Raw genomic sequence first — 20,212 nt, 5'->3', positions numbered from 1 at the left:
CGGGCGACTGGAGACGCGAGAATATCCGTCCCCGGTCCGGGGGCCGGCACGAACGGCGTGGCGTGGAGCGCTACTCGGCGAGTCGGTAGCGGTACGGACTCCCCTCGACGACCTCGATGGGTTCGCCGCGGTCTGCGGCCTGGCCGAGGACCGTCGCGACGCGATAGGAGGAGTCGAACGCGTCCACGCCGCGCTCGCGTAACCGGCCGAGGATCTGGCTCGCGGTCAGCGGCTCGTCGGCGGCGGCGAGGACGTCGCGGATGTCCTCGAACCCGGACGGCCGAATCGTACTCATATCCGCATACAGGACCGCTAACGGCTTATGTTTCAGTGTGACGCACGTCTGACGGGCCCGGAAGCAGTCGGCCGATCTTCGCGTCAGACGTGTGAGACGGCGGTCCGACGGGCTGAGGGATCCGAGACCGTCGTGATTCCGATCGGATCCCTGTGAGTCCCGCGGGCGGTCCTACTGCGCGTAGACGTCGTCGCCGTCGAGGTCGCGCTCGGCGCGGTACTCCGCAACGAACTCACTCACGTCGAAATCTAGCATCTGCCGCTCGAACTCTGAGACTGCGGACTCGTCGTCGGCGTGGCTGACGGCGTGTTCCATCAGCTCCACTACGAGTTCGACCACGACCTCGTGTAACCGCCGTGAGTCGAAGTCGGTCACCCAGACGATCCCCGCGCCGACGTCGCCGTCGTCGGAGACGTCCGCGGAGGCCACCTGTTCGGGGAACTCCTCGAGGACGATTCCCATCAGGTGTGCGGTCCCGAACTCGGGCATCTCCTCGCTCGTCGTCTCGACGGCCTCTCGCAGAACCGACACCAGAAAGTCGGGTAGGAACCGTTCCGCGGGGTGCGCGTCCATCACGACGGCGTGGCGCTCCCCGCACCCGCACTCGAACTCGCGCATTCCCAGATCGAGCGAGCGGACGCCCTTCGCCTCGCCACAGGGCAGATCGAGCGTCTCACCACCGCCCGAGGGCTGCGGTCGCGTCATAGGCTGCGTTGTCGACGCCTGCGGTTAAACGTCGCGTTCGAACGTGGGAGAGGGGACTCCAGGCTGCCTCGATCGCGAGACGCGGTCAGTCGCTCGCCGTGGCGTACAGGAGCGGACCGACGACGAGCAGTGCGATACCGAGGAAGAGATAGTGGACCGGCACGAGCGACTGTGGCGTCAGTGCGAAGACGAGCCCGAATACGATCGCGTTGAGCGCGACGAGCTTCTGCGATCGCAGGGGGAGTACGCCCACCGTCGCGAACGCGAAGACGAGCAGCAGCGCCTGCCCCACGTTGTAATTGAGCAGAAAGCTGTCGACGAGCTGTAGGGGGAGCATCCTTACTCGGGAGTTCGGCGCGAATCGAGTATTAAAGTTCCGTTCTCCGCGGCACGTTGGCGCCTGCAGCACCGGGGCCCTCCCGGAAGCGCTCAGACCGGCAGCCGTCGTCCAGCGATCACGGCGCTGAGACACCCCAGGCAGACGACCGCCAAGCCGGCGGCGTAGGTCCCCGTGAGATCGTAGAGGGCACCGATGAGGAACGGCCCGAGGAAGCCGCCGACCTCGCCGACAGCGAAGACGAGTCCGACGGCCGTTCCCGTGAGTTCGGGGCCGACACCGTCGATCTCCGCGGGGACCATCCGGACTAGGGGCGACAGTCCGCCGACTCCGAACCCGACGGCGAGCGCGCCGCCGACGGGGATCGCGAGCGGAACCGGCGCGAACAGCAGCGTGGCGGTTCCGAGCGAACAGAGACCCGCACAACCGGCGAGCACCGACCCCCGCTGGCCGAGGCGGTCCGACGCCGCGGGAACGACGAGCGTCCCGACGGCCTGTGCGACCACGAACCCGCTCACCAGTGAGGCCGCGAGCGCCGCACCGACGCCGCGCGACTGGAGGACGGTCGCGAGCCAGTTCTGCAGTCCGTGCGTGACGAGCAGGTAGACGCCACCGACGACGACGAGGAGCCGCATCGGCCGGTTCGAGAACACCCGACCGAGGTCCTGCGTGAGCGCAGCCATCGAGAGCGTCGGGCGGTCGTCGGTTCCCCTCGCGCCCGCGGTGTGTCCGATGGCGTCGAGCGGTGCCTGCCGGACGATCACCCACCAGAGGAGCGCGTACGCGAGCACCGCGACGCCGGTGTACCGAAACAGCGGCCGCCACCCGCCGAGGGGACCGCCCAGCACGGCGCGCCCGATGCTGAAGGCGGCGGCCGTCCCGGCCAGTGACCCGACGACGTACATCGACGAGGGGGTGCCCGACCGCTCGGGCGGGAACAACTCGGAGACGAGTTTCGGCAGGCCGAACGTGATGGCTGTCCCGCCGACGCCAACGACCACCGTGAGTGCGAGCAGCGCCGGGAAGGTCTCAGCGGCCGCGCGCCCGATCTGTGCGCCACCGAACAACGTGACGCCCGCGCCGATCGCCCTGTACGGTCCGACGTAGTCGGTCACGACCCCCGAGAAGAGCGAGACTGGCACGTACGTGAGCGGGATCGCGCCCGTGAGGACCCCGGCCTGCGTACTCGTCAGCCCGAAATCGGCGACGATGGCGTCGAGCCACGCCGGGAGCGAGAACCAGACGAACGTCAGCGAGGCGTACGCGATCGCACCGAGTCCCACGAGCGCGTAGCGGCGTCTCCTCGACACACTCGTCGGTCGCCCGGCAGGGGGGTCAATGGTGGGGTTCCGGCGGCATTCGTCCCGACTCGCCGGCGTCAGTTCGGACCGGAGATGTCCATCGGTCTGATCCAGCCGTACCAGACGGCGAACACCATCCCGCCGTACCCGAGGACGAACACGAGTTCGCCGAGCGCGTTGTAGCCGAGTTCACCCAGAGACCGACGGACGATCCCCGAGCCGGCGATGCCGACGAGCAGAATCACGAGCAAGAGCACCTTGTCCCGCGTGAGTGCGAAGAGTTGTCCGTTGCCGGAGTCCGTATCGGGATCGTCTTCGGCCATCGGCTTCGATTGGACCTGCAGACTCCTGAATGACTCGGTCCGCGTTCGGGTTTCACCCGCCGCGCGTCCCCGGTACGGGGTACTGCCCGCCACGAACGACGTCGAGCAGCACCCGACGAGTCGATCCAGCAGCGAGGTTGTGCGAACTGATCCGGGACCGGACCGACGACGACTCGCCACTGCTCGGATCCGACTTGCCACTGCTCGGATCGCACTCGCCACTGTTCGGATCTAACAGCAGACGGCCGCTGGCGCGCTCGTGGGGACGAGCGGTGCGACGAGCACGCTCCAGTGATCGGTCCGCCGGGGACCCGTTCACTCTTCGGCACCGTCCGCGACGCGTGATCCCGTATCGCCGTCCGGACCGATGGCGGCGGCCGGATCGTCGCCACGGACGCCCTCACGAACGGCGCGGCGGACCCCGACTTCTGCGATCGACGCCGCGCAGTCTGCGGTCTGACGGATCGCCGCGACTGCCTGAGCGACGCGATAGTCTGCGCCGGCGGTCTCGAAGAGCCTTCGCTCGATGGCGTCGACCGACTGCCGGACCGCGTCCCGTCGCTCGAACACCGACCAGAGATCTCCTGGACTCGGACCGGCGACGGCGTCGGCGGCGACTTCGACTGCCTCGCGGGCGTCCGCTGCGGCCGCCTCGATCGCCGCCGTGGTGTCGGACGGGTCCTCGCGTCCGAACGCGTCCGCGTCGACCTCGACGGCGATGTTCGCGATCTGCTCGGCGTGTGCGGCCACGTTCGCGAGTTCCCGCGCAGTCCGGTAGAACCGAAACAGATCCAGGCGGCTCTCTCCGAGGGTGTCGACTTCGTCCAACCGCGTGAGGCTCCGGACGAAGTACCGTTCGATCATCGCGGAACACCGCTCGGCGCTCGTCCCCCCGCCCACGCTGTCGAGGCTCTGGTCGGGATCGCAGAGCGCGCTGGTCGCCGTCCGGTGTCGTGAGAGGGCGACGAACTGGAGTTGTCGAAGCGACTGCCGGACGGACACCGCGTCGGCGTCCAAGACGCTCTGCACGAGGACGTGCTCGTCGGTCTCCGCACCGATGGTGACGCCGGCCATCGCCCGCACGGCCGATCGGATCGCCGTCCGGTGATCGCTGGGTAACTGCCCGTCGCCCTCCAGCCGGATCTCGCGTGCGCCGGTGGCGTACGCGGCCTCCAGGACTCGTCGGAGCCGGCCGGGCCGCTCATCGCACGACAGCGACACGCGGAGTTCGTCGATCTCGGCGTCGTCCGTCTGGATCACGAGCACGCCATCGAGGTGGGCGTGCAGGTCGACGACGTCGCCCGCAGAGAGCCCCTGCTCTGTCGCCCACTCTCGCGGCAGCGACACGGTGAACGTTCCGTTGCTTACTTGCTGGATCTTTCGGGTTTCCATCTGTGTGCGGATAGACGTGGCGCGCTCGTCGGCCTGTTCGACTCCGACCCTGCGGTGCTGCGGACGTCTCAGCCGAACTTCCCACTGATGTAGTCGTCGACGCGCTGGCTCTGTGGATCCGCGAAAATCTGCTCGGTGCGGCCGTATTCCGCAAGCCTGCCGCCGGTGAGAAACACCGCAGTCTGATCGGAGATCCGCTCGGCCTGCTGCATGTTGTGCGTGACGATGACGACCGTGTACTCGCGGGAGAGTTCGTGTATGAGTTCCTCGATCTTCGAGGTCGCGATCGGATCCAGCGCCGACGCAGGCTCGTCCATCAGCAGGACTTCTGGATCCGTCGCCAGCGCGCGGGCGATACAGAGTCGCTGCTGTTGACCACCCGAGAGACCGAGCGCGTTGTCGTCGAGTCGATCCTTGACTTCGTCCCACAGCGCCGCCTGCCTGAGCGAGCGCTCGACGAGTCGCTCCTCACTCTCCTCGTCGCTCCGTCCGAACAGTCGTGCGAGGAGTCCGGTGTCGATGGTCCCGTGCTTGCGCGGCCCGTACGAGATGTTCTCCCGGATCGACTTCGGGAACGGGTTCGGTGACTGGAACACCATCCCGACGCGCTTGCGGAGTTCGACCAGATCGACGCCCTCCTGGTAGAGTTCGTTCTCGTCCAACTGAACCGAGCCATCGACGCGGGCCGAGTTGATCCGGTCGTTCATCCGGTTGAGACAGCGCAGGTACGTCGATTTCCCGCAGCCGGAGGGGCCGATGAGCGCCGTGACGCTCCGTTCGGGAATGTCCATCGAGACGCCTTTGAGCGCGTGCTCGTCGCCGTAATGAACGTCCAGGTCCTCGACGGCGAGTTTCGCCTCGCCGTCGAAGTCGTAGTCGGTCCACTCCGCGCGTAGCTGTTCGTCCGATTCGCCGGTCGTCGTCTGGCGTGGCTGCGCCGTCTCAGCCCCTTTCTGTGGGGATTCGATTTCACTCATAGTTCAGTCTCCTCCGGAAGTAGTACCGCGTCACGATTCCGACCGCGTAGAACGACAGCACGACAGCGAGCAGGACGAGCGCCGTCGCCCACCGGAACTCGTCGGGGTTGCCGACGTTCCCGGATGCGCCGACGCCTGCAGTGATGAGCGCATAGAGTTGATAGGGGAGGGCCGAAGTCGCTTCTAAGAGTTGGGGGTTCGCCACGAACGGCGGCGACGCGGTGAACTGGAAGCCGCCGAGGACGTTCGCGGTCTGGCTCCCGGGAACGAACACTCCGCCGGCCATCGTCAGGAGGATGGGGGCGGTTTCGCCGGCGATCCGGCCGACGCCGAGGATGACGCCGGTGACGACGCCGGGAAGTGCGGCCGGGAGCACGACGCTGCGGATCGTCTGCCACTTGGTCACGCCGAGCGCCGCGCTCGCGTCGCGGTACTCGTCGGGCACCGCGAGCATCGCCTCGCGGCTGGTGATGACGACCAGCGGCAAGAGCATGAACCCGAGCGTCAGCATCCCAGAGAGCAGTGATTTCCCGTTGCCGAACCGCGGGATGAGGAACGCGAACCCGAACAGGCCGAAGACGATGCTCGGGGTGCTCCACAGCCCGTTGGTCGCCACCTCGACGACCTGCGTGAAGCGGCCGCGTTCGGCGTATTCGGTGAGGAAGATCGCCGCGCCGACGCCGAGGGGCACGGCGAACAGCACTGCCCCCACGACGAGCCAGAACGTCCCTACGATCGCCGGGAGGACGCCGTTGAATTCGTTGAGGAGGCCGACGCCGTTCATCACGAACGGCCAGGCGACCGGCAGCGAGAACGAGAACCCGAAGCCGAACAGCGAGATCGTCGACTGCGGGCCGACGCCCGCGCCGACCGCGACGCCCCGGAACAGGCCGGGGAGCCCCTTGAACAGGGTGAACGCGACGAGGGAAAACAGCACTGTCACGATCGCGCCGGCGTTGAGATATATCAGGAGGTAGGCACCGGCGCGCCGGCCGCGAGCGCCGAACCCGCCGTAAGCCTTCGCGGCCGCCCACCCAGTGAGCAGCGCGCAGAAGACCGTCAGCACCGGGATCATGAACTCGGCCGTCAGCGACGCCTGCTGTTCCCAGCCGAGGCCCCACACCGACTGGGCGCCGACGAGGTCGCTCAGGAACACGAGTCCCGTGAGGACCGCCACCGCGCCCGCGGGTGCCGTCGAGCCGATATCCTCGCCGGGGAGCACCGTGACGGCGAACCCGACCCCGCCGGTGAGGAGGGCGGCGGGTAGCCAGCCGACGAGCCCGAGGCCGAACAGTTGCGACGCGACGATTCCGCCGCCGACGAACCACACGAGCGCGAACACCACGGCGGCGACCGCGCCCGCGTCCGGCCGCGGGTTCGTCTCTACCACACTGAACCGAGAGCCGAGACCGAACGTCACGACTGCGCCGCCCTGCACGACGAGGAGCGCGCCGAGCAGCGTCAGCGTCGGGAATCCAACGAGCGTCCCCGTGAGCGCGATCAGCTCGAACATCGCGGCGAATCCGAGTCCGAAGAGCACTGCCGCGATGCCGATCGAAATCGCTGCGACGGCGACCGCGGTGGTGGTGTTCGAGCGGATCAGTCGCGTCCGCGTGGCGCCCGACATCAGACGTCGCCTCCGAACTTCTTTCGCATCCGCCACTCGATGTACTGCGATCCGATCGAGATGACGAGGACGGTGACGAAGAGGATCACGCCGGCGACGAACAGCGCGTCCATCTGGAGGCCGTCGGCCTCGCCGTAGTTCCGCGCGATCAGCGACGTGAGCGTCTCCTGGCCGTAGAAGACGTTGTACAGCGGGTCGGTGATCCGAGGAACGCCGCGGAGCATCACCGTCGCGGCCATCGTCTCCCCGATCGCTCGGCCCACCCCGAGCAGGACCGCGGCCGACACGCCCGAGAAGGCCGCCGGGAGCGTGATCGAGGTCATCGTCTGCCAGTCGGTCGTTCCGACCGCGAGCGACCCGCTCTTCATCGACTCAGGCACGGTGTTGAGCGCATCCTCCGCAACGGAGACGATCGTCGGGAGCGCCATCAGCCCGACGACGACGCCGACGAACAGGTACGTCCCCTGTCCGAGGATCCGGAACTGATCGGAGGCCCACGGACTCAGGACCGTGAAGCCGATGAACCCGTAGACGATCGAGGGGATCCCAGCGAGGATCTCGACTCCGGGCTTGACGAACTCGCGAACGGGCGCGGGAGCGATCTCCGAGAGGAACAGCGCCGCAGCGATCCCGAGCGGGGCGGCGACGACTGTCGCGATGACGGTGACCATCACCGTCCCGTGGATCATCGGGACCATCGAGTACCGGATCGGCGACGAAACCGCGTCCCAGTTGGGCTGGGTGAACATCCTGAGGCCCGGCACGGAGACACCGAGGACCGTCGTGCTCTCGTAGACGAGAACGGGGACCGACTCGTAGAAGATGAACGTGATGATCAACAGCAGGATGACGATCGTCGAGACCGTCATCGTCAGCATAAGCAGTCTCGCCGTGAGTCCTTGATAGCGGATCCAGCCGTACCCCGCCGCCCCCAGAAAGACTGCGAAGGGGACAATCGTGTAGGCCGATACGAGGAGGAATCCGACGAACGCGCTCAGGAGCGCGAGCGACATCACACCGACGACGGCGAGCGCTTCTCGATCAGTCGTCGCGAGGAACTCGCGGAACCGTCGGACGTGCCGTGCGAGCGTCTCAGCGCCCGTCTCTGTCTCAGCCGCTTGTGCCATCGTTGCTCTGTGTATGCATTGAATGAATGGTGAAGGGACGAGGCGGTGGAGTGTGTCCGCAGTCGAACCGAGCGACCCTACATCTGCTCGGGCAGTTTCGCCTTCTCGGACTCGATGTCGCTCGTCGGCAGCGGGATGTAGTTGTTCGCCTCGACGAACACCTGCTGACCGAAGTCAGTCAGGAACATATTCATAAACGCTGCTTCGCGCATATCGGTCCCCTCCGGCGTTTCGTCGGTGATCTTCGTGTACTGGTGGAGATCGCGGTTGAGGGGGTAATCGGAGTCGAAGATCGTGTTCTCGGCGTCGCGGTCGGGCTCGTACACAGTTCCCTCGAAGTTGATCGCGATCGGCGGCGCCGACTCGCTCGTGAACGCCAGCGCCATATACGCGATCGCGCCCTCGTTCTGGGCGACGGCCGTCGCGACCTGCTGGTTCTGGCCGAAACGGGTGTTGACACCCGGCATCGGCGCGTCGGCGCTGCCGAGCATATTCAGGCGGAACGAGGTGTCTGTGCCGGAGCCCTCCGCGCGGCCGATAACGTAGATCTCCTGGTCGGGGCCGCCGACCTCGCTCCAGTTGGTGATCTCGTCTTGGTAGATCTGCCTGACCTCCTCACCGGTGAGCTGCTGGACGCCGTTGTCGTAGACGTCGCCGCTGACGACGACCGGCTGGCCGTCGCGGCCCAGCACGTGGTCGACGACCTCCTCTTCGGCTTTGCTCTCACTCCACCCCAGTTCGGCCGTGATCGGGCCCGAGGAGTTGCCGATGTCGACGAGGCCGTCGACGACGGACTGACACCCGGTCCCCGAGTGGCTCAGCCCGATGCTCGTCGGGAACGGCGGCGTCGCCTGCTCGCCGCTCGGCTCGAAGCCGTAGAGGCTCGCGAAGTAGTCGGCCAGCCGCATATCCGGTTCGCCGAGCGCCTCCCAGCCCGGGACCGTATTACCCTCTTCGGGGTTCGACCCCCAGTACTCCCCGTCGCTCGGCGGCGCGTTCGAGTTCCAGTAGGAACTCCCCTTGTTCGCGATGGGATAGACCGTCGACGATCCCTCGGCGGTAAGCATCGACGGGCCGTCGCTCGAACTCGAGGACCCGGACTGAGACTGGGTCGATCCCGACGTCGATGCGTCTTCTCCCGACGATCCCTCAGTCTCGGTCTCCGACCCCGACTGAGAGGAACAACCGGCGATGCCGGTCACTCCGATAGCCCCGGACGCGACGAGGAATTTCCGACGTGATACGCGGTCTCCGAAGCGCTCTGATTCGCGCGTCATCACCTGGATGCATCCGACTTCACGCAAAAGTGGTTTATAATAGGGATATCCAGCAGTCGGGTCCCGACGGTTCCCGTCCGGATCGCTCCCCTCCAAGACGTATCTCCACAGACCGCTCGATATCGCTATATATCCCCCCGTACGCCTCATAGCAGGACCGAAACCCTCCCGCCGAGACCGACCCACCGATGACGACGAACCGAGACGAGCGTCGGCGCGCGGTGATCGGGCAGTCGACGGAGGAGGCGGTAGACGCGATCGTCGCGGCCGACCCGACACGCGATCCCGAGGACGTCCGATCAGCACTCGACCACGTCACCGAGGACGGCCACGTGACGCAAGCGGGCATCGAAGCGACCGTTTCGGACGTCGCGAAACGCCTGGCGACAGCGGAGACCCGCGTCGAACTGGCAGCGTCGGCACTCGACGACGCGATGGCGGCCGCGGCCGCGTACGACGACATCGACGTCGTCGCGGCACGCCTCGAACAGTATCGCTCGACGCTCGACGCGGCCGCGTCTCGGGTGGACCGACTCGGATCGGCCCTCGCGAGCGTTTCGACCCCCGCGGACACCGTCGAGTCGGTCTACGAATCGGTCGTCGAACTCCGCGAGATCGCCGCCGACGCCCGAGAGGCGCAACAGCAGGCCGATCAACTACAATTGGACCTCGACGACTTCGAGGCCTGGCTCGCCGACCCCGACCGCCGGCGGCGGGGCATCGAAGAGGATGTCGATGTCGTCGAAGACACGCTCGACACCGTTGCGGGTGAGGACGTCGAGAGCGCCGAGGCGTGGGTCGACGGCGTGCTTCGACTGGAACTGCTCTCGCTTCTGGTGGCGGATCTCCGGAGCGAACTCGCTGAGCTCCAGACGATGGCCACGCGGGACGGCGTCGGTGAGGCGTACGGGAGCGAGATCGAGCGGCGCCTCACGGAGATCGAGTCACGGGCGGGCGCGATCCGCGAGCGGCTCGAAGGCGGTGCCGAGTCAGCGTGGCGTGCGCAATACGCGGACCGCATCGCGTCGTTTCGAGACGTGATCGAGGCGGCGGACCCCCCCGTCGCATGGGGCGAAGTCCAATCGGAACTCCGACGGGCCCAGTCGCTGGATGAGCCGTACCCCCGGTGAGCCGACCGATCACTCGCCGTCGACTCGCCGTCGCATCGCCCGGAGATACCCTTCGGCTGTCTCGTCGTCGACTTCGAGCGTCGCTCGAACCGTCTCACACCCACGCAATAATCGCTCCCGCTCCGCGTCCGTGGGAACCTTGTTCGCCGTGACCGACTCGACGGTATCCAGCAGCTCGTCGGCGCGCTCGGGTTCACCCTCGGCGACGTGGGTCGCCGCGGCGTCGAGGAGTTGTGTGAGCGCGGCCTGAACATCCGGCGGCAGCGGCGGCGATGACGCCATCTTCAGGACTCCGTCGTTCGTTTCTGCTCGCCCCAGAATCCGTCGTGCTTCTCGACAGCGAGGTCGTCGGTCACGCGCACCTGACACGCCAGCCGCAAGCCCGAGTCGGGGTCGTGGGGCGGGATCGACAGCCGCAGCCGTTCCCGACGCGTCGGTTCGCCGGCGTCGCCGCGGATCTCGACCGCACACGTGCCACAGCTCCCGTGTCCGTGACACGAGACCGCCCGAGGGCCGTTGTGGACGGACGCGTCGGCCGCCAGTAACACGTCCCGCAGCCGCTCGCCGGACGCACAGTCGATCTCCTCCCCGTCGTACTCGACAGTCGGCATATTACTGAATACGGCATCGAGGGCCTTGGGCTGTGTGGCGGCGGCCGGGTGCATTCAGGTCAGGAATCGCCTCTCTCGCTTCGGAAATCGGGGAATGGACGCTCCCGCCGGACCTCACCGGCACGAAGGCGTCGATGACACCACGCGACCCGCGAGACCCGGTCTCGTCACGCCGCTCTCGGCGGGACCGCGTCACGCTGACCAGACGAAGACGTCGGTGGCCGTGGCCGCACCCACCGCGAGACCGCCGCCGTCGAGGCCCACGCCGGTGAGGTTGCTGGTCAGCGAGGTCTCGAGGTCCCATTCCCATCGACTCCGCGCTCCGTCGGACGTGCGAGCCACGGCCACGAGCCGGCGACGGTCGGTCGTTGGCACGAGGAGTTCCACCCGCCCGTCGCCGTCGAGATCGGCCGCGAGGGCGCCACCGAGAGTGCGGGATCCGTACACGTGCGAAGACACTCCATCGAGGGTTGCCCGAACGCTCAGATCTCCGTCCTCGAGCCGGTAGTACTCCAGTCTGTGCGTGACGTGCGGCTTCAACACGGCGGCGAGTTCTGTGGAGCCGTCGGGACCGAAGGGGCCGACCGCGAGCTGGTGTCGCCAGCCGGGGCCGTCGACGGGACCGGTCGCGATGCGCTCGCCGGCCACCGAGTAGACGGCGATGCGTGCGCCGCGTTCCGCGTCGGCAATCGTGGTAACGATCTCCGGTTCGCCATCGCCGTCGAGATCAGCCACGAGCGGCTGGAGCCCCTCGAAGACGAGCGGGGCATCGAGTTCAGTTCGAGCGACTATCCTCGAGTCCGTCGGATCGACCACGACCAGAGACGACGGTTCCAGTTGGTCACCGAGTGCGCCGTGTCTGTAGCGATCCGTCACGTCCCCGTAGACGACGTACCTGCCGTCTCCGACCGCGGCCGGTCGGGCATCGGTCGGGGCCTCGACGGGCAGCCGATGGCGCTCGTCGCCGTCGACGACGAGGTCCCCGTTGGCAGCCACGTACAGTCTGTGCGTCCCCGCCGGTCCGGACGCGACGATCTGGCCGCCATTCCGGCTCATACTCGAAGGATGGTCGAGCACCGTCGGCGCTGCGCCACCGCTGGCGACGACTGGCGGGCGTTCGGGCGACTGGTGGTGCAGGCGCATCTCGTCGGCGACCCTCCCACCGGTGACCTGGAACCGGGTCGCGGTCCCAGCCGCTGTACTCACGGTCCAGTAGCTCCCCCGCGGTGCCGGATGGGCGACCAGCCACTCCGGGCGAGCGTCGACCGCGAACCGAACGGGCTCGCTGTCCCGAAGGTCCGCGGACCCAGACACGAACCGGTTGCCAGTCGGCTGGGGGTGGGTGTACCAGTAGGGCCCCGAGGCGGGCTCGGTCGCTTCTTCGGGGGTCGACTCGACCGTGGACGTCGACTCGCCGCGGCGACCCCCACAGCCCGCGAGCCACAGCAGGGCGGCAGGGCTGGCTCTCAGAACCGTTCGGCGCTGTGGCATCGCCGGAAAATGGGTCAGCAGCGGGGTAAACGTACTTACTGCCGCGCCGAGCGGACCTTGGGAAGGGCTCCACGGATCGCGACCGTCAGTGCGAATACACCAACTCCTGCGACCTGTACCAAGAGACTCGGGCCGAAGGCGATGATCAGGAACAGGAGCGCCCGAAAGGCCCGTTCGTAACTGGGGAGCTTCCGTCCGAATTCGATTCCCATCGTCACCGAGAGCGCGACCATCAGGGCGACGAACTGGACGACCAGCGCGATCGGCGTTTCCGGGAAACTCCAGAAGATCAACTCTGGATTGAATACGAACATAAACGGAATCAGGAACGTTGGACCACCGAGACGCAGTGACTCGATGGCGGTCTCGATGAATTCGGCTCCCGAGATGGTGATCGCCATCGCCACAGCGAGCGCCACCGGTGGGGTGATCGCCGAGAGCAGCGCATAGTAGAAGACGAACATATGGGCGACGATCGGTTCGACGACGAAGCCCTGGAGCGTTGCGAGTTCGACGATGACGGGCGCGATAATCGTCGCGACGAGCAGGTACGCCGCGGGCGTCGGAATCCCGAGTCCAAACAGTAAGGCCAGGATCATACTGATGACGAGGATGCCGACGAATGAGGTCCCCGTGAGCGCCGACAGTGCGAACGTGATCCGGTTGGTGAGACCTGTCGCACTGAAGATGTTGATGACGACTGCCAGCGCCGCGAGCAGCGCGACGAACGGGGCGGCCGAGGCACCGCCTTCTCTGAGTCCAGCGGCGATTTCGCCGAGGTATTGACGAACGGCACCGGCCCCCGCCCCTTCGCGCCAGAGCAGATAGAGGAGCCGTGTCCCAAACAGCGTCAGGATCGTGTACATCCCGCTGTACAGTGGCCCGAACCGCAGAACGATCAGGAGGTAAATCAGGACAACGAGCGGCACGAGAAACTGCGCGCTCTTGAGCAGGAACACGGAACGGGGTTCCTCGGACGTGTCGTCCATATCGACTCCCGTGTCCGACGCCGAGGCGGATTGTTCTTCGTTTGCCTCGTCGCGCTCCGACCAGTCGTACCATAGCGACCACTGATAGACGCCGTAGCTCGTCACCGAGTAGTACAGTATCGCTGGAATGGTCGCGGCGATCGCAACGTCGGCGAAGGGAATTCCGAGGATATCAGACATAATGAACGCTGCCGATCCCATAATCGGCGGCAGCACCTGTCCGGCGGTGCTGGCGACGGATTCGATCGCACCCGAGTGCTTCCCGAGAATACCGCGCTCTTGCATCAGCGGGATGGTGAACGATCCGGTGGCGGCCACGTTGACGCCCGCACCGCCCATCATCGTTCCCATAAACATACTGGAGACGACAGCAGTCTGCGGAACGGCACCACTGAATGCACCTTCGAGTCGCTCGGTGAGCTGGAGGATGAGATCGAAGCCGCCGAACATTCGGACGATCCCAGCGAAGATGACGAATATCGCGACCCACGTCGCTGCGATCTGGGTGAGGAACCCGTAGACCCCCTGTAAGGAGATGGTGTTCTTGAAAATTATCGTCTCCAACGAGATGCCGCCGTGAGCCAGGATACTCGGGAGCTGCGGGCCGCCCACGCCGTAGATGACCGTCACTACGACGAGTGCACCGAGGATCCAGCCGAACTTATCGGCGGTGACGATCGTCACGAGGACGATCAACGACGCACCGATGATGATGTCGACATTGTTGTAGACGACGAACGCGCCGGTCTCAAGCCATCGGTCGAAGACGACTTGGACGTATCCTACCGAGACGACCGAGAGCGCCGCTAAACTCAGCATAACGAGTGCGAGCACGCGGGGATAGGAGGCCCCAGTCTTTCCGTCCCACGTCCGTCGAGCGCGGGCGAGGAAATACGCCGTCAGCGACAGTCCGAGGACGAGGTTCGTGAACAGTTGCTTCGGGAGATACGAGTCGACAGCGTAGGCGATCACCGCGACAGAGAGCAGCAGCGCTGGCACGCCGACGAGGAAAGATTGAACGTCGTCGAACCCCGCTGCGTCTCGGAACCGCTCCATAATGTTAGGGCTCAGAAGCTCCCTTCTGTGAGGCTTTCATCCCACAGATCGTTCTCCTTGAAGAATTGTACAGCACCGGGGTGGACTGGCACTTCAGCGTGAAGCGCCGCCGTCCACAACGAGTCGTCAGAGAACAGTTCCCAGGCTGGATGCGCGTCGACCAGACCCTGTCTGTTGTCCCAAAGCGCGCTCAGGAGGTTGTAGATACTGTCGGCGGACACTTTGTCAGTGGTAAAGTGGGGATAGTCGACACGAACGGTCGTCGTCTCGGATTCTTGGGTGTACTCCTCGATGCTGTCACCGAAGGCGTCGTTCGACAGCGTCTGCAGGGAGAGCCACGGGTGCTCTTCGATCATCCCCTGTGACTCCTCGGACAGCCCGAGTAGCCGGATCTCGTTGTCGGAGTACATTTGTTGCATAAAGCCGGGAGTAAGTCCGCTCACGATACCCGGACCACCGGCAGCGTCGACGCGGCCAGCGCTGAACTCCTGGGCGATCTCAGTGACGCCTTGATGTACTAGTTCGTAGTTCTCCTCACCGACAATGTTGTCGAGCGCCTCTCGGTAGTACGCTTGGTACGTCGATCCCTGGGGACCGGTTGCGATGGATGCCCCCTCCAGGTCCGACCAGTTCTGGTAGTCGGAGCCGGTCGGCACCACCACCGGTTCGATGAGCGTCGTCTGCGTCGACATCTGATAGAGGTCGTGGTTGAAATCGACGCTACCGAAGGGTCCTGCACGCTCGACAGCGTCGAGCCCGGCCTTCGCCGTACCGAAAGCCAACTCGCTCTGTCCGCCGACGAGTCGCGACATCGATTCACCACTCGTCCCGGAGACCACGTCGAGGCTGAGGTCGGTTTCTCGATCGAGGACGCCAGCCGCCGCGTTGTGCATCAGGAAGGTGACGCCGTTTTGTGGCCCAGAGATGAGTCGAAACGTCGAGAAGTCCTCAGGCTCGGGTCCACTCTGCGTCGTCTCGGTCTCTCCGCCGGTGTCGCCGGAGCTATCGTCACCACTGGAGTCACTGTCGCCACCAGTACCGCCTCCCATACATCCAGCGAGTGCTGTCACTGCGGCCGTTCCACTGAGGTACTTGATCGTCTCCCGGCGTGTCGGCCCGTTGTTCATCATAATTCATTCTTCGTGTGTTATTCGACCATTATAATTGTTTCTGAAATCTTATGTTTCGTCTGTGTGAATGCCGTTTGTTGCCTTCAAGACGTAAAAATCACGCCTTAGAAATTCTATAAGAAAAATTATCTAAATGTGCTACTATTTACCCTCTCCGGGTACCGAGAGGCTACCGTCACTTCTCCCAATATTGGCCGAAGATATATCACGTATCATATGAAATTCTATGGCGAATGTGAACGGTTCGCAAGAGCGAAACAGCGGCTCAGTCGATCATAAAATTAGTTATCGATCCAACAAGTACAGTATAAAAATGCTACTAATTTTTTCGCTCTAAGTTATGCGGACGTTCAGTCCGGTCTTCGACGGGTGCAGATTCGTATTTAAGGCTGAGTTCGATCTCGTTCTTGACGCCCAGTAACCGGTCTGAATAGTCATCGACGAGCGTTTCCTCGTCAAGGCGGTGAGCCGGTCCGGCGATACAGATTGAGCCGATCGGGGACCCGTCGTCCAGTTGGATGGGAACGCTCACCGCGTTACCGCCACTGACCGCCTCTTCGAGATGGACGGCGAATCCGCGCTCGCGGATCTCTTCTAGCTCCTCGTACAGTGCGTCCTCCGCTGTGATCGTCTGCTCCGTGTACGCGGGGAGCCCCCGACTGGTGATGATCGATTCGACGCGTTCCGGAGCCATCTGCGCGAGGATCGCTTTCCCGGCCGAAAATGCGTGAAGATAGCCTCTGAAGCCGACGCGGGTGAAGGAGCGGTAGAGCTCGTCACCCGACTTGAGATAGATGTACACCGCGAATCCGTTCTCTTCGACGACACACCAGACTTTCTCGCCGACCTGGTCAGCCAGCGCATCCACCTTAGGCTTCGCAGCGTAGTACAGCGGATGGCTTCGTTGGGCCTGAATTCCGTAGTCGAGATACAGTTGACCGATTCGGTATCCGCCGTTGTATTCGGCGATGTATCCGGCCTCTTCGAGCGTATTCAGATGTCGGTACACCGTGCTCTTCGCGCGGTCGAGATCGCTCGCGACTGCAGAGAGGGACGCCGGACCGTTCTCCTTGAGATACCGGAGAATGTCGAGCGATTTTCGGGTCGCATCGACGTGCTTTGCACTGTCACCCGTCGACGACTCCCCGCTCTGGTCTGTCATACGAGTTCCTCTCACCCGTCACAGAAAAGTTTCACTCTCGCGAACAGGATCGAATATCCTACTTGTACGTACGTTATCGGGGCTCAGCCGGAAGGTATAATCCGCAAATCGGCAATGGCTACCTATGACTCGTAGCGTTGATCGCGGGATGGTGAGTGGCGTATGGAAGTGACGCTCTTGGGGACCGCAAACCCGATCCCGACACTGGACCGTGCGGGCAACGCGATCCTCCTCGAGATCGACGATCACCCGTATCTGATCGACTGTGGTCCCCGGACGGTGTACGAACTGCTGCGGAACGAGGTCGATCCGGGGGCGATCGACCAGCTCTTTTTCACCCATCATCATATGGACCACAACCTCTCGTTCTTCCACCTCGCGATCGTCGGCTGGACGGCCGGTCGAGAGTCACTCCAGATATATGGTCCGACGGGGACTGATGCCCTCATCGATGGCCTGTATGAAGTATGGGCGGAGGACCTGGAATACCGTATTGAGGCTGGCTATCCCGCCGAAGGGATCGAAAACATCAGCTGGGATCGCGTCACGTCGGACTTCGAACTCGAAACTGAGTCGATGGCGGTCGAAGCACTCCCGGTCGAACACTCGATCGAGACCTACGGGTACAAATTCACGGAGAAATCGACCGACTCAACCGTGGTTCTCTCTTCGGATACGGCTCAATTCGATGGCCTGTCGGAGTTCGCTGCTGACGCTGACGTTCTGGTGATGACTTGCGGGATCACGCCGGTCGGTGACGTTCCCGACGATGGGTTCATCTGGGAGAAGTACACGGAACCCTACCCGGAAGACCAACGGAACGTGCTGATGAACTATCACGTCACACCGACACAGGCCGGTACGATCGCGGACGAGGCGAACGTTGATACACTCGTTCTCACACACTTCACCCCCTATCCTGACCGAGAGGAGATTGAGGCCAAAGCCGGTGCCGTCTTCGATGGCGAGGTCGTCGCTGCCGAAGACGGGTACTCGTCAGTGGTGTGAGTTCTTCGCGCGAGTGGGGTGGTTGTCAGTGTGGTGGTGGGCGTGAAACAGCGGCGAGACGATTCGCCGTCGGAGAGAGTGTGGCACCGAAGCGAACCGGACGGCTGATCCAGCGGACGTCTGCCACGGACGATCGCTCGGAGCGGACGGTCTAGTTCCCTATCGAAGGGAACTGTCTGTGCCACAAGTTCGCGATACGACATAGCCCACTGCGGCGATCTGACGACAGTTCCCAATCGATACCCGTTCGGCATCTTATTATTGTAGGGTGAGAAGGAAGGCATCAGTATGACTGGTGCTGGCGAGGAATCACCGGCGAGACATCACGGAGGCGATATTGATCTGGACGAGTCTGTGGACGTCGAACCGTCGTCCGAGCTCCAATTCTGTGATATCGAAGGGTTAGAAGAGCGAAAGCGTCGGCTTCGAGAGTCAGTCGTCGATCCGGCAGTCACCGACCGTCACGAAACGATCGGTGCCAGCGGGATCCTGATACACGGACCCTCCGGGGTCGGGAAGACCCATCTCGCCCGGGCACTCATCGGCGAACTGGGATTCGATCAGATCACGATCACGCCGACGGATCTCCCGCTCGAGTCGCCTGACGAGACAGCACAACTCCTCGTCGATCTGGCTCAGTTCGTTCGATCTCGGGCCCCGTGCGTCCTGTTCTTCGACGAGTTCGACGCTATCGCACCGACTGACGACGAAGACCAGTACGGACGGCCAAGCCAGGTCGGAGCCGCTCTCAAATCTACTCTGGATACGATCGACGCCGCGGAAGAGAACGTCATCGTCGTTGCGACGGCGACGCACCTGAGTGACGTCGAACGCACGGTCCGCCGGTCAGGCCGGATCGACATCGTGATGGGGGTAGACACTCCGGAGGAGAGCCGTCGTCGGCAAATCCTCGCGACGGAGGTTCGCTCGGTCACCACCCACGCCGACGCGCTCGACGCCGTCGAAGCCGACATCGACTTCGAGCGCTGTGTCGAACTCACGAGTGGGTTTGTGACGGCGGAGATCGTCGCCGCGGTGGAACGCGCCGGCCAGATCGCGATCGCCGACGCGGCGTCGGAACAGGCCCGGATCGACCAGACTGCACTCCGGACGGCACTCGAAGAGATCGGCCAACGCAAGGGTCGCCGTGAGCACAGTGTGAGAGATTCCACGACCGGGGCCCCAGACGACGAGGCGGTGGCGCACTCGACCGACCGCGAGGCTCAGCAGGACAGCCCCGAGGCGTCGTCGAGCGACGCTCGACCGGGGAGCCAGAACGACGTCGCGGAAGCACAGAAGGACTCGGACGACAACTCCCGTGGCATCGAAGGGCACGTCCCACATCTGGTCGGGTCCCCGTCGATTCCCGACGTCACGTACGACGATATCGGCGGCCTCGACGCAGCAAAACGACGCCTGCGGGAGTCTGTGGTCTGGCCCAAAAAGTACCCCGAGCAGTTCGACGCACTCGACATCGACCCCCCTACGGGAGTGCTGCTCCACGGGCCGCCAGGAACCGGAAAGACGATGCTGGCCAAGGCAGTGGCGAACGAGAGCGATCACAGCTTTCTGTCGGTGAAGGGGCCGGAAATATTCGACAAGCACTTCGGCGAATCCGAACAAGCAGTACGGGACCTCTTCCGCAATGCCCGAGGGGTCGCGCCGGCGCTGATATTCTTCGACGAGTTCGATAGCATCGCTGCCCAGCGGGGCGGGTACAGCGCCGGGAGTGACGTCACCGACAGCATCGTCAACCAACTGCTAGCGGAGCTCGACGGGATGGATCCGCTCGGAGATGTCATCGTGATCGCGGCGACGAACCGGGTCGATATGCTCGATCCGGCGGTGCGCCGCCCGGGTCGATTCAGCATCGAGATACCCGTCTCCCGTCCCGACGAAGCGGGCCGTGAGGAGATCTTCCAGACCCACCTCCAGGATCGACGGCTGGCTGACGAGGTCGGCCCCGAGTGGTTGGCCCGCGTGACTGACGACAGATACTCCGGTGCGGACATCGCCGCGCTGTGCGACGAAGCCGCGATGACTGCACTCAGGGGCGCTATCGACGACGGCAGTGCTCCCGAGACGATGGCCGCAGACAGCGAGACACAGATGGATGAGACACCGAGTATCACGCGCGCGGATTTCCAGCAAGCGCTCGCCCGTGTCGATCCGGCGAGCGATGACCGCGACTCCGACACGCAGTCGCTGCGCTCGTACCGGTGAGAACATCGATGCGTCTGATCGTCCGTGGCACGACGACCTCGCCGACGGGAA

The 20,212-nt window shown here is 64.5% G+C and carries 19 protein-coding genes; 3 read left to right on the top strand and 16 right to left on the bottom strand.

Going from position 1 to position 20,212, the window contains the following annotated elements:
- Nucleotides 1–70 precede the first annotated feature (70 nt).
- The 10 genes from BLU74_RS15790 to BLU74_RS15740 form a co-directional block, all read right to left on the bottom strand.
- Nucleotides 71–295: a helix-turn-helix domain-containing protein gene (locus tag BLU74_RS15790; RefSeq protein ID WP_089769091.1), complete on the bottom strand. Its 225-nt coding sequence runs from the start codon at nt 293–295 to the stop codon at nt 71–73.
- Nucleotides 296–466: 171 nt separating this feature from the next.
- Nucleotides 467–1,000 (bottom strand): DUF5815 family protein, encoded by a 534-nt coding sequence (locus tag BLU74_RS15785; RefSeq protein WP_089769089.1) that lies wholly within the window; start codon nt 998–1,000, stop codon nt 467–469.
- Nucleotides 1,001–1,085: 85 nt separating this feature from the next.
- Nucleotides 1,086–1,337, bottom strand: a complete 252-nt coding sequence (locus BLU74_RS15780; RefSeq protein WP_089769087.1) for a DUF8006 family protein — start codon at nt 1,335–1,337, stop codon at nt 1,086–1,088.
- A 92-nt stretch (nt 1,338–1,429) separates the two neighbouring features.
- Nucleotides 1,430–2,647 (bottom strand): MFS transporter, encoded by a 1,218-nt coding sequence (locus BLU74_RS15775; RefSeq protein ID WP_089769085.1) that lies wholly within the window; start codon nt 2,645–2,647, stop codon nt 1,430–1,432.
- Between the two features lie 68 nt (nt 2,648–2,715).
- The gene (locus BLU74_RS15770) at nt 2,716–2,961 is read right to left on the bottom strand and encodes a DUF7996 family protein (protein ID WP_089769083.1); all 246 of its coding nucleotides are present in this window, start codon (nt 2,959–2,961) and stop codon (nt 2,716–2,718) included.
- A gap of 315 nt (nt 2,962–3,276) precedes the next feature.
- A complete protein-coding gene (locus BLU74_RS15760; RefSeq protein ID WP_089769079.1) occupies nt 3,277–4,353 on the bottom strand; it encodes an AbrB/MazE/SpoVT family DNA-binding domain-containing protein in 1,077 nt (358 codons plus the stop codon).
- 68 nt (nt 4,354–4,421) lie between these two features.
- Nucleotides 4,422–5,330, bottom strand: a complete 909-nt coding sequence (gene pstB, locus BLU74_RS15755; RefSeq protein ID WP_089769077.1) for a phosphate ABC transporter ATP-binding protein PstB — start codon at nt 5,328–5,330, stop codon at nt 4,422–4,424.
- Nucleotides 5,323–6,957: a phosphate ABC transporter permease PstA gene (gene pstA, locus BLU74_RS15750; RefSeq protein ID WP_089769075.1), complete on the bottom strand. Its 1,635-nt coding sequence runs from the start codon at nt 6,955–6,957 to the stop codon at nt 5,323–5,325. Before pstA ends, pstB begins: the two co-directional genes overlap by 8 nt.
- Complete coding sequence (gene pstC, locus BLU74_RS15745) at nt 6,957–8,084, bottom strand: phosphate ABC transporter permease subunit PstC (protein ID WP_089769073.1); 1,128 nt, start codon at nt 8,082–8,084, stop codon at nt 6,957–6,959. The genes pstA and pstC overlap by 1 nt, the downstream gene beginning before the upstream one ends.
- Nucleotides 8,085–8,161: 77 nt before the next feature.
- Nucleotides 8,162–9,361, bottom strand: coding sequence for a substrate-binding domain-containing protein (locus BLU74_RS15740; RefSeq protein ID WP_089769071.1), 1,200 nt, complete (start codon nt 9,359–9,361; stop codon nt 8,162–8,164).
- Between the two features lie 188 nt (nt 9,362–9,549).
- Here BLU74_RS15740 and BLU74_RS15735 point away from each other — a divergent pair, with 188 nt between their 5' ends.
- Nucleotides 9,550–10,491, top strand: coding sequence for a hypothetical protein (locus tag BLU74_RS15735; RefSeq protein ID WP_089769069.1), 942 nt, complete (start codon nt 9,550–9,552; stop codon nt 10,489–10,491).
- Between the two features lie 9 nt (nt 10,492–10,500).
- On the opposite strand, the gene BLU74_RS15730 is transcribed toward BLU74_RS15735, so the two are convergent.
- The 6 genes from BLU74_RS15730 to BLU74_RS15705 form a co-directional block, all read right to left on the bottom strand.
- Nucleotides 10,501–10,773, bottom strand: a complete 273-nt coding sequence (locus BLU74_RS15730) for a DUF8101 family protein (protein WP_089769067.1) — start codon at nt 10,771–10,773, stop codon at nt 10,501–10,503.
- A 2-nt stretch (nt 10,774–10,775) separates the two neighbouring features.
- Nucleotides 10,776–11,102, bottom strand: a complete 327-nt coding sequence (locus BLU74_RS15725) for a 2Fe-2S iron-sulfur cluster binding domain-containing protein (protein WP_089769065.1) — start codon at nt 11,100–11,102, stop codon at nt 10,776–10,778.
- Between the two features lie 192 nt (nt 11,103–11,294).
- Complete coding sequence (locus BLU74_RS15720) at nt 11,295–12,593, bottom strand: hypothetical protein (protein ID WP_089769063.1); 1,299 nt, start codon at nt 12,591–12,593, stop codon at nt 11,295–11,297.
- A 35-nt stretch (nt 12,594–12,628) separates the two neighbouring features.
- On the bottom strand, nt 12,629–14,638 hold the full coding sequence (locus tag BLU74_RS15715) for a TRAP transporter permease (RefSeq protein ID WP_089769061.1): 2,010 nt from the start codon (nt 14,636–14,638) through the stop codon (nt 12,629–12,631).
- Nucleotides 14,639–14,649: 11 nt separating this feature from the next.
- Nucleotides 14,650–15,768 carry a TAXI family TRAP transporter solute-binding subunit gene (locus tag BLU74_RS15710; RefSeq protein ID WP_089769059.1) on the bottom strand — a complete coding sequence of 373 codons (1,119 nt, stop codon included), beginning with the start codon at nt 15,766–15,768 and terminating at the stop codon, nt 14,650–14,652.
- A 319-nt stretch (nt 15,769–16,087) separates the two neighbouring features.
- Nucleotides 16,088–16,930 (bottom strand): IclR family transcriptional regulator, encoded by an 843-nt coding sequence (locus tag BLU74_RS15705; protein ID WP_089769057.1) that lies wholly within the window; start codon nt 16,928–16,930, stop codon nt 16,088–16,090.
- A 162-nt stretch (nt 16,931–17,092) separates the two neighbouring features.
- On the opposite strand from BLU74_RS15705, the gene BLU74_RS15700 reads away from it, so the two are divergent.
- On the top strand, nt 17,093–17,938 hold the full coding sequence (locus BLU74_RS15700) for an MBL fold metallo-hydrolase (protein WP_089769055.1): 846 nt from the start codon (nt 17,093–17,095) through the stop codon (nt 17,936–17,938).
- 288 nt (nt 17,939–18,226) lie between these two features.
- Nucleotides 18,227–20,161, top strand: a complete 1,935-nt coding sequence (locus BLU74_RS15695; RefSeq protein ID WP_089769053.1) for an AAA family ATPase — start codon at nt 18,227–18,229, stop codon at nt 20,159–20,161.
- Nucleotides 20,162–20,212: the final 51 nt, after the last annotated feature.

It is taken from the genome of Halobellus clavatus (genome assembly GCF_900107195.1).
Classification (GTDB): Archaea; Halobacteriota; Halobacteria; order Halobacteriales; family Haloferacaceae; genus Haloquadratum; species Haloquadratum clavatum.
Note: the sequence above shows the minus strand (reverse complement) of the source record. Positions and strands in the feature narration are given on the sequence as shown.

What these genes read in the sequence shown, in the direction of transcription:
- BLU74_RS15740 (WP_089769071.1), bottom strand. Translation starts at nt 9,361, where the DNA reads ATGACGCGCGAATCAGAGCGCTTCGGAGACCGCGTATCACGTCGGAAA.
- BLU74_RS15730 (WP_089769067.1), bottom strand. Translation starts at nt 10,773, where the DNA reads ATGGCGTCATCGCCGCCGCTGCCGCCGGATGTTCAGGCCGCGCTCACA.
- BLU74_RS15695 (WP_089769053.1), top strand. Translation starts at nt 18,227, where the DNA reads ATGACTGGTGCTGGCGAGGAATCACCGGCGAGACATCACGGAGGCGAT.
- BLU74_RS15770 (WP_089769083.1), bottom strand. Translation starts at nt 2,961, where the DNA reads ATGGCCGAAGACGATCCCGATACGGACTCCGGCAACGGACAACTCTTC.
- BLU74_RS15720 (WP_089769063.1), bottom strand. Translation starts at nt 12,593, where the DNA reads ATGCCACAGCGCCGAACGGTTCTGAGAGCCAGCCCTGCCGCCCTGCTG.
- BLU74_RS15790 (WP_089769091.1), bottom strand. Translation starts at nt 295, where the DNA reads ATGAGTACGATTCGGCCGTCCGGGTTCGAGGACATCCGCGACGTCCTC.
- BLU74_RS15725 (WP_089769065.1), bottom strand. Translation starts at nt 11,102, where the DNA reads ATGCCGACTGTCGAGTACGACGGGGAGGAGATCGACTGTGCGTCCGGC.
- pstA (WP_089769075.1), bottom strand. Translation starts at nt 6,957, where the DNA reads ATGTCGGGCGCCACGCGGACGCGACTGATCCGCTCGAACACCACCACC.
- BLU74_RS15760 (WP_089769079.1), bottom strand. Translation starts at nt 4,353, where the DNA reads ATGGAAACCCGAAAGATCCAGCAAGTAAGCAACGGAACGTTCACCGTG.
- BLU74_RS15780 (WP_089769087.1), bottom strand. Translation starts at nt 1,337, where the DNA reads ATGCTCCCCCTACAGCTCGTCGACAGCTTTCTGCTCAATTACAACGTG.
- BLU74_RS15785 (WP_089769089.1), bottom strand. Translation starts at nt 1,000, where the DNA reads ATGACGCGACCGCAGCCCTCGGGCGGTGGTGAGACGCTCGATCTGCCC.
- BLU74_RS15705 (WP_089769057.1), bottom strand. Translation starts at nt 16,930, where the DNA reads ATGACAGACCAGAGCGGGGAGTCGTCGACGGGTGACAGTGCAAAGCAC.
- pstB (WP_089769077.1), bottom strand. Translation starts at nt 5,330, where the DNA reads ATGAGTGAAATCGAATCCCCACAGAAAGGGGCTGAGACGGCGCAGCCA.
- BLU74_RS15710 (WP_089769059.1), bottom strand. Translation starts at nt 15,768, where the DNA reads ATGATGAACAACGGGCCGACACGCCGGGAGACGATCAAGTACCTCAGT.
- BLU74_RS15715 (WP_089769061.1), bottom strand. Translation starts at nt 14,638, where the DNA reads ATGGAGCGGTTCCGAGACGCAGCGGGGTTCGACGACGTTCAATCTTTC.
- BLU74_RS15700 (WP_089769055.1), top strand. Translation starts at nt 17,093, where the DNA reads ATGGAAGTGACGCTCTTGGGGACCGCAAACCCGATCCCGACACTGGAC.
- BLU74_RS15735 (WP_089769069.1), top strand. Translation starts at nt 9,550, where the DNA reads ATGACGACGAACCGAGACGAGCGTCGGCGCGCGGTGATCGGGCAGTCG.
- pstC (WP_089769073.1), bottom strand. Translation starts at nt 8,084, where the DNA reads ATGGCACAAGCGGCTGAGACAGAGACGGGCGCTGAGACGCTCGCACGG.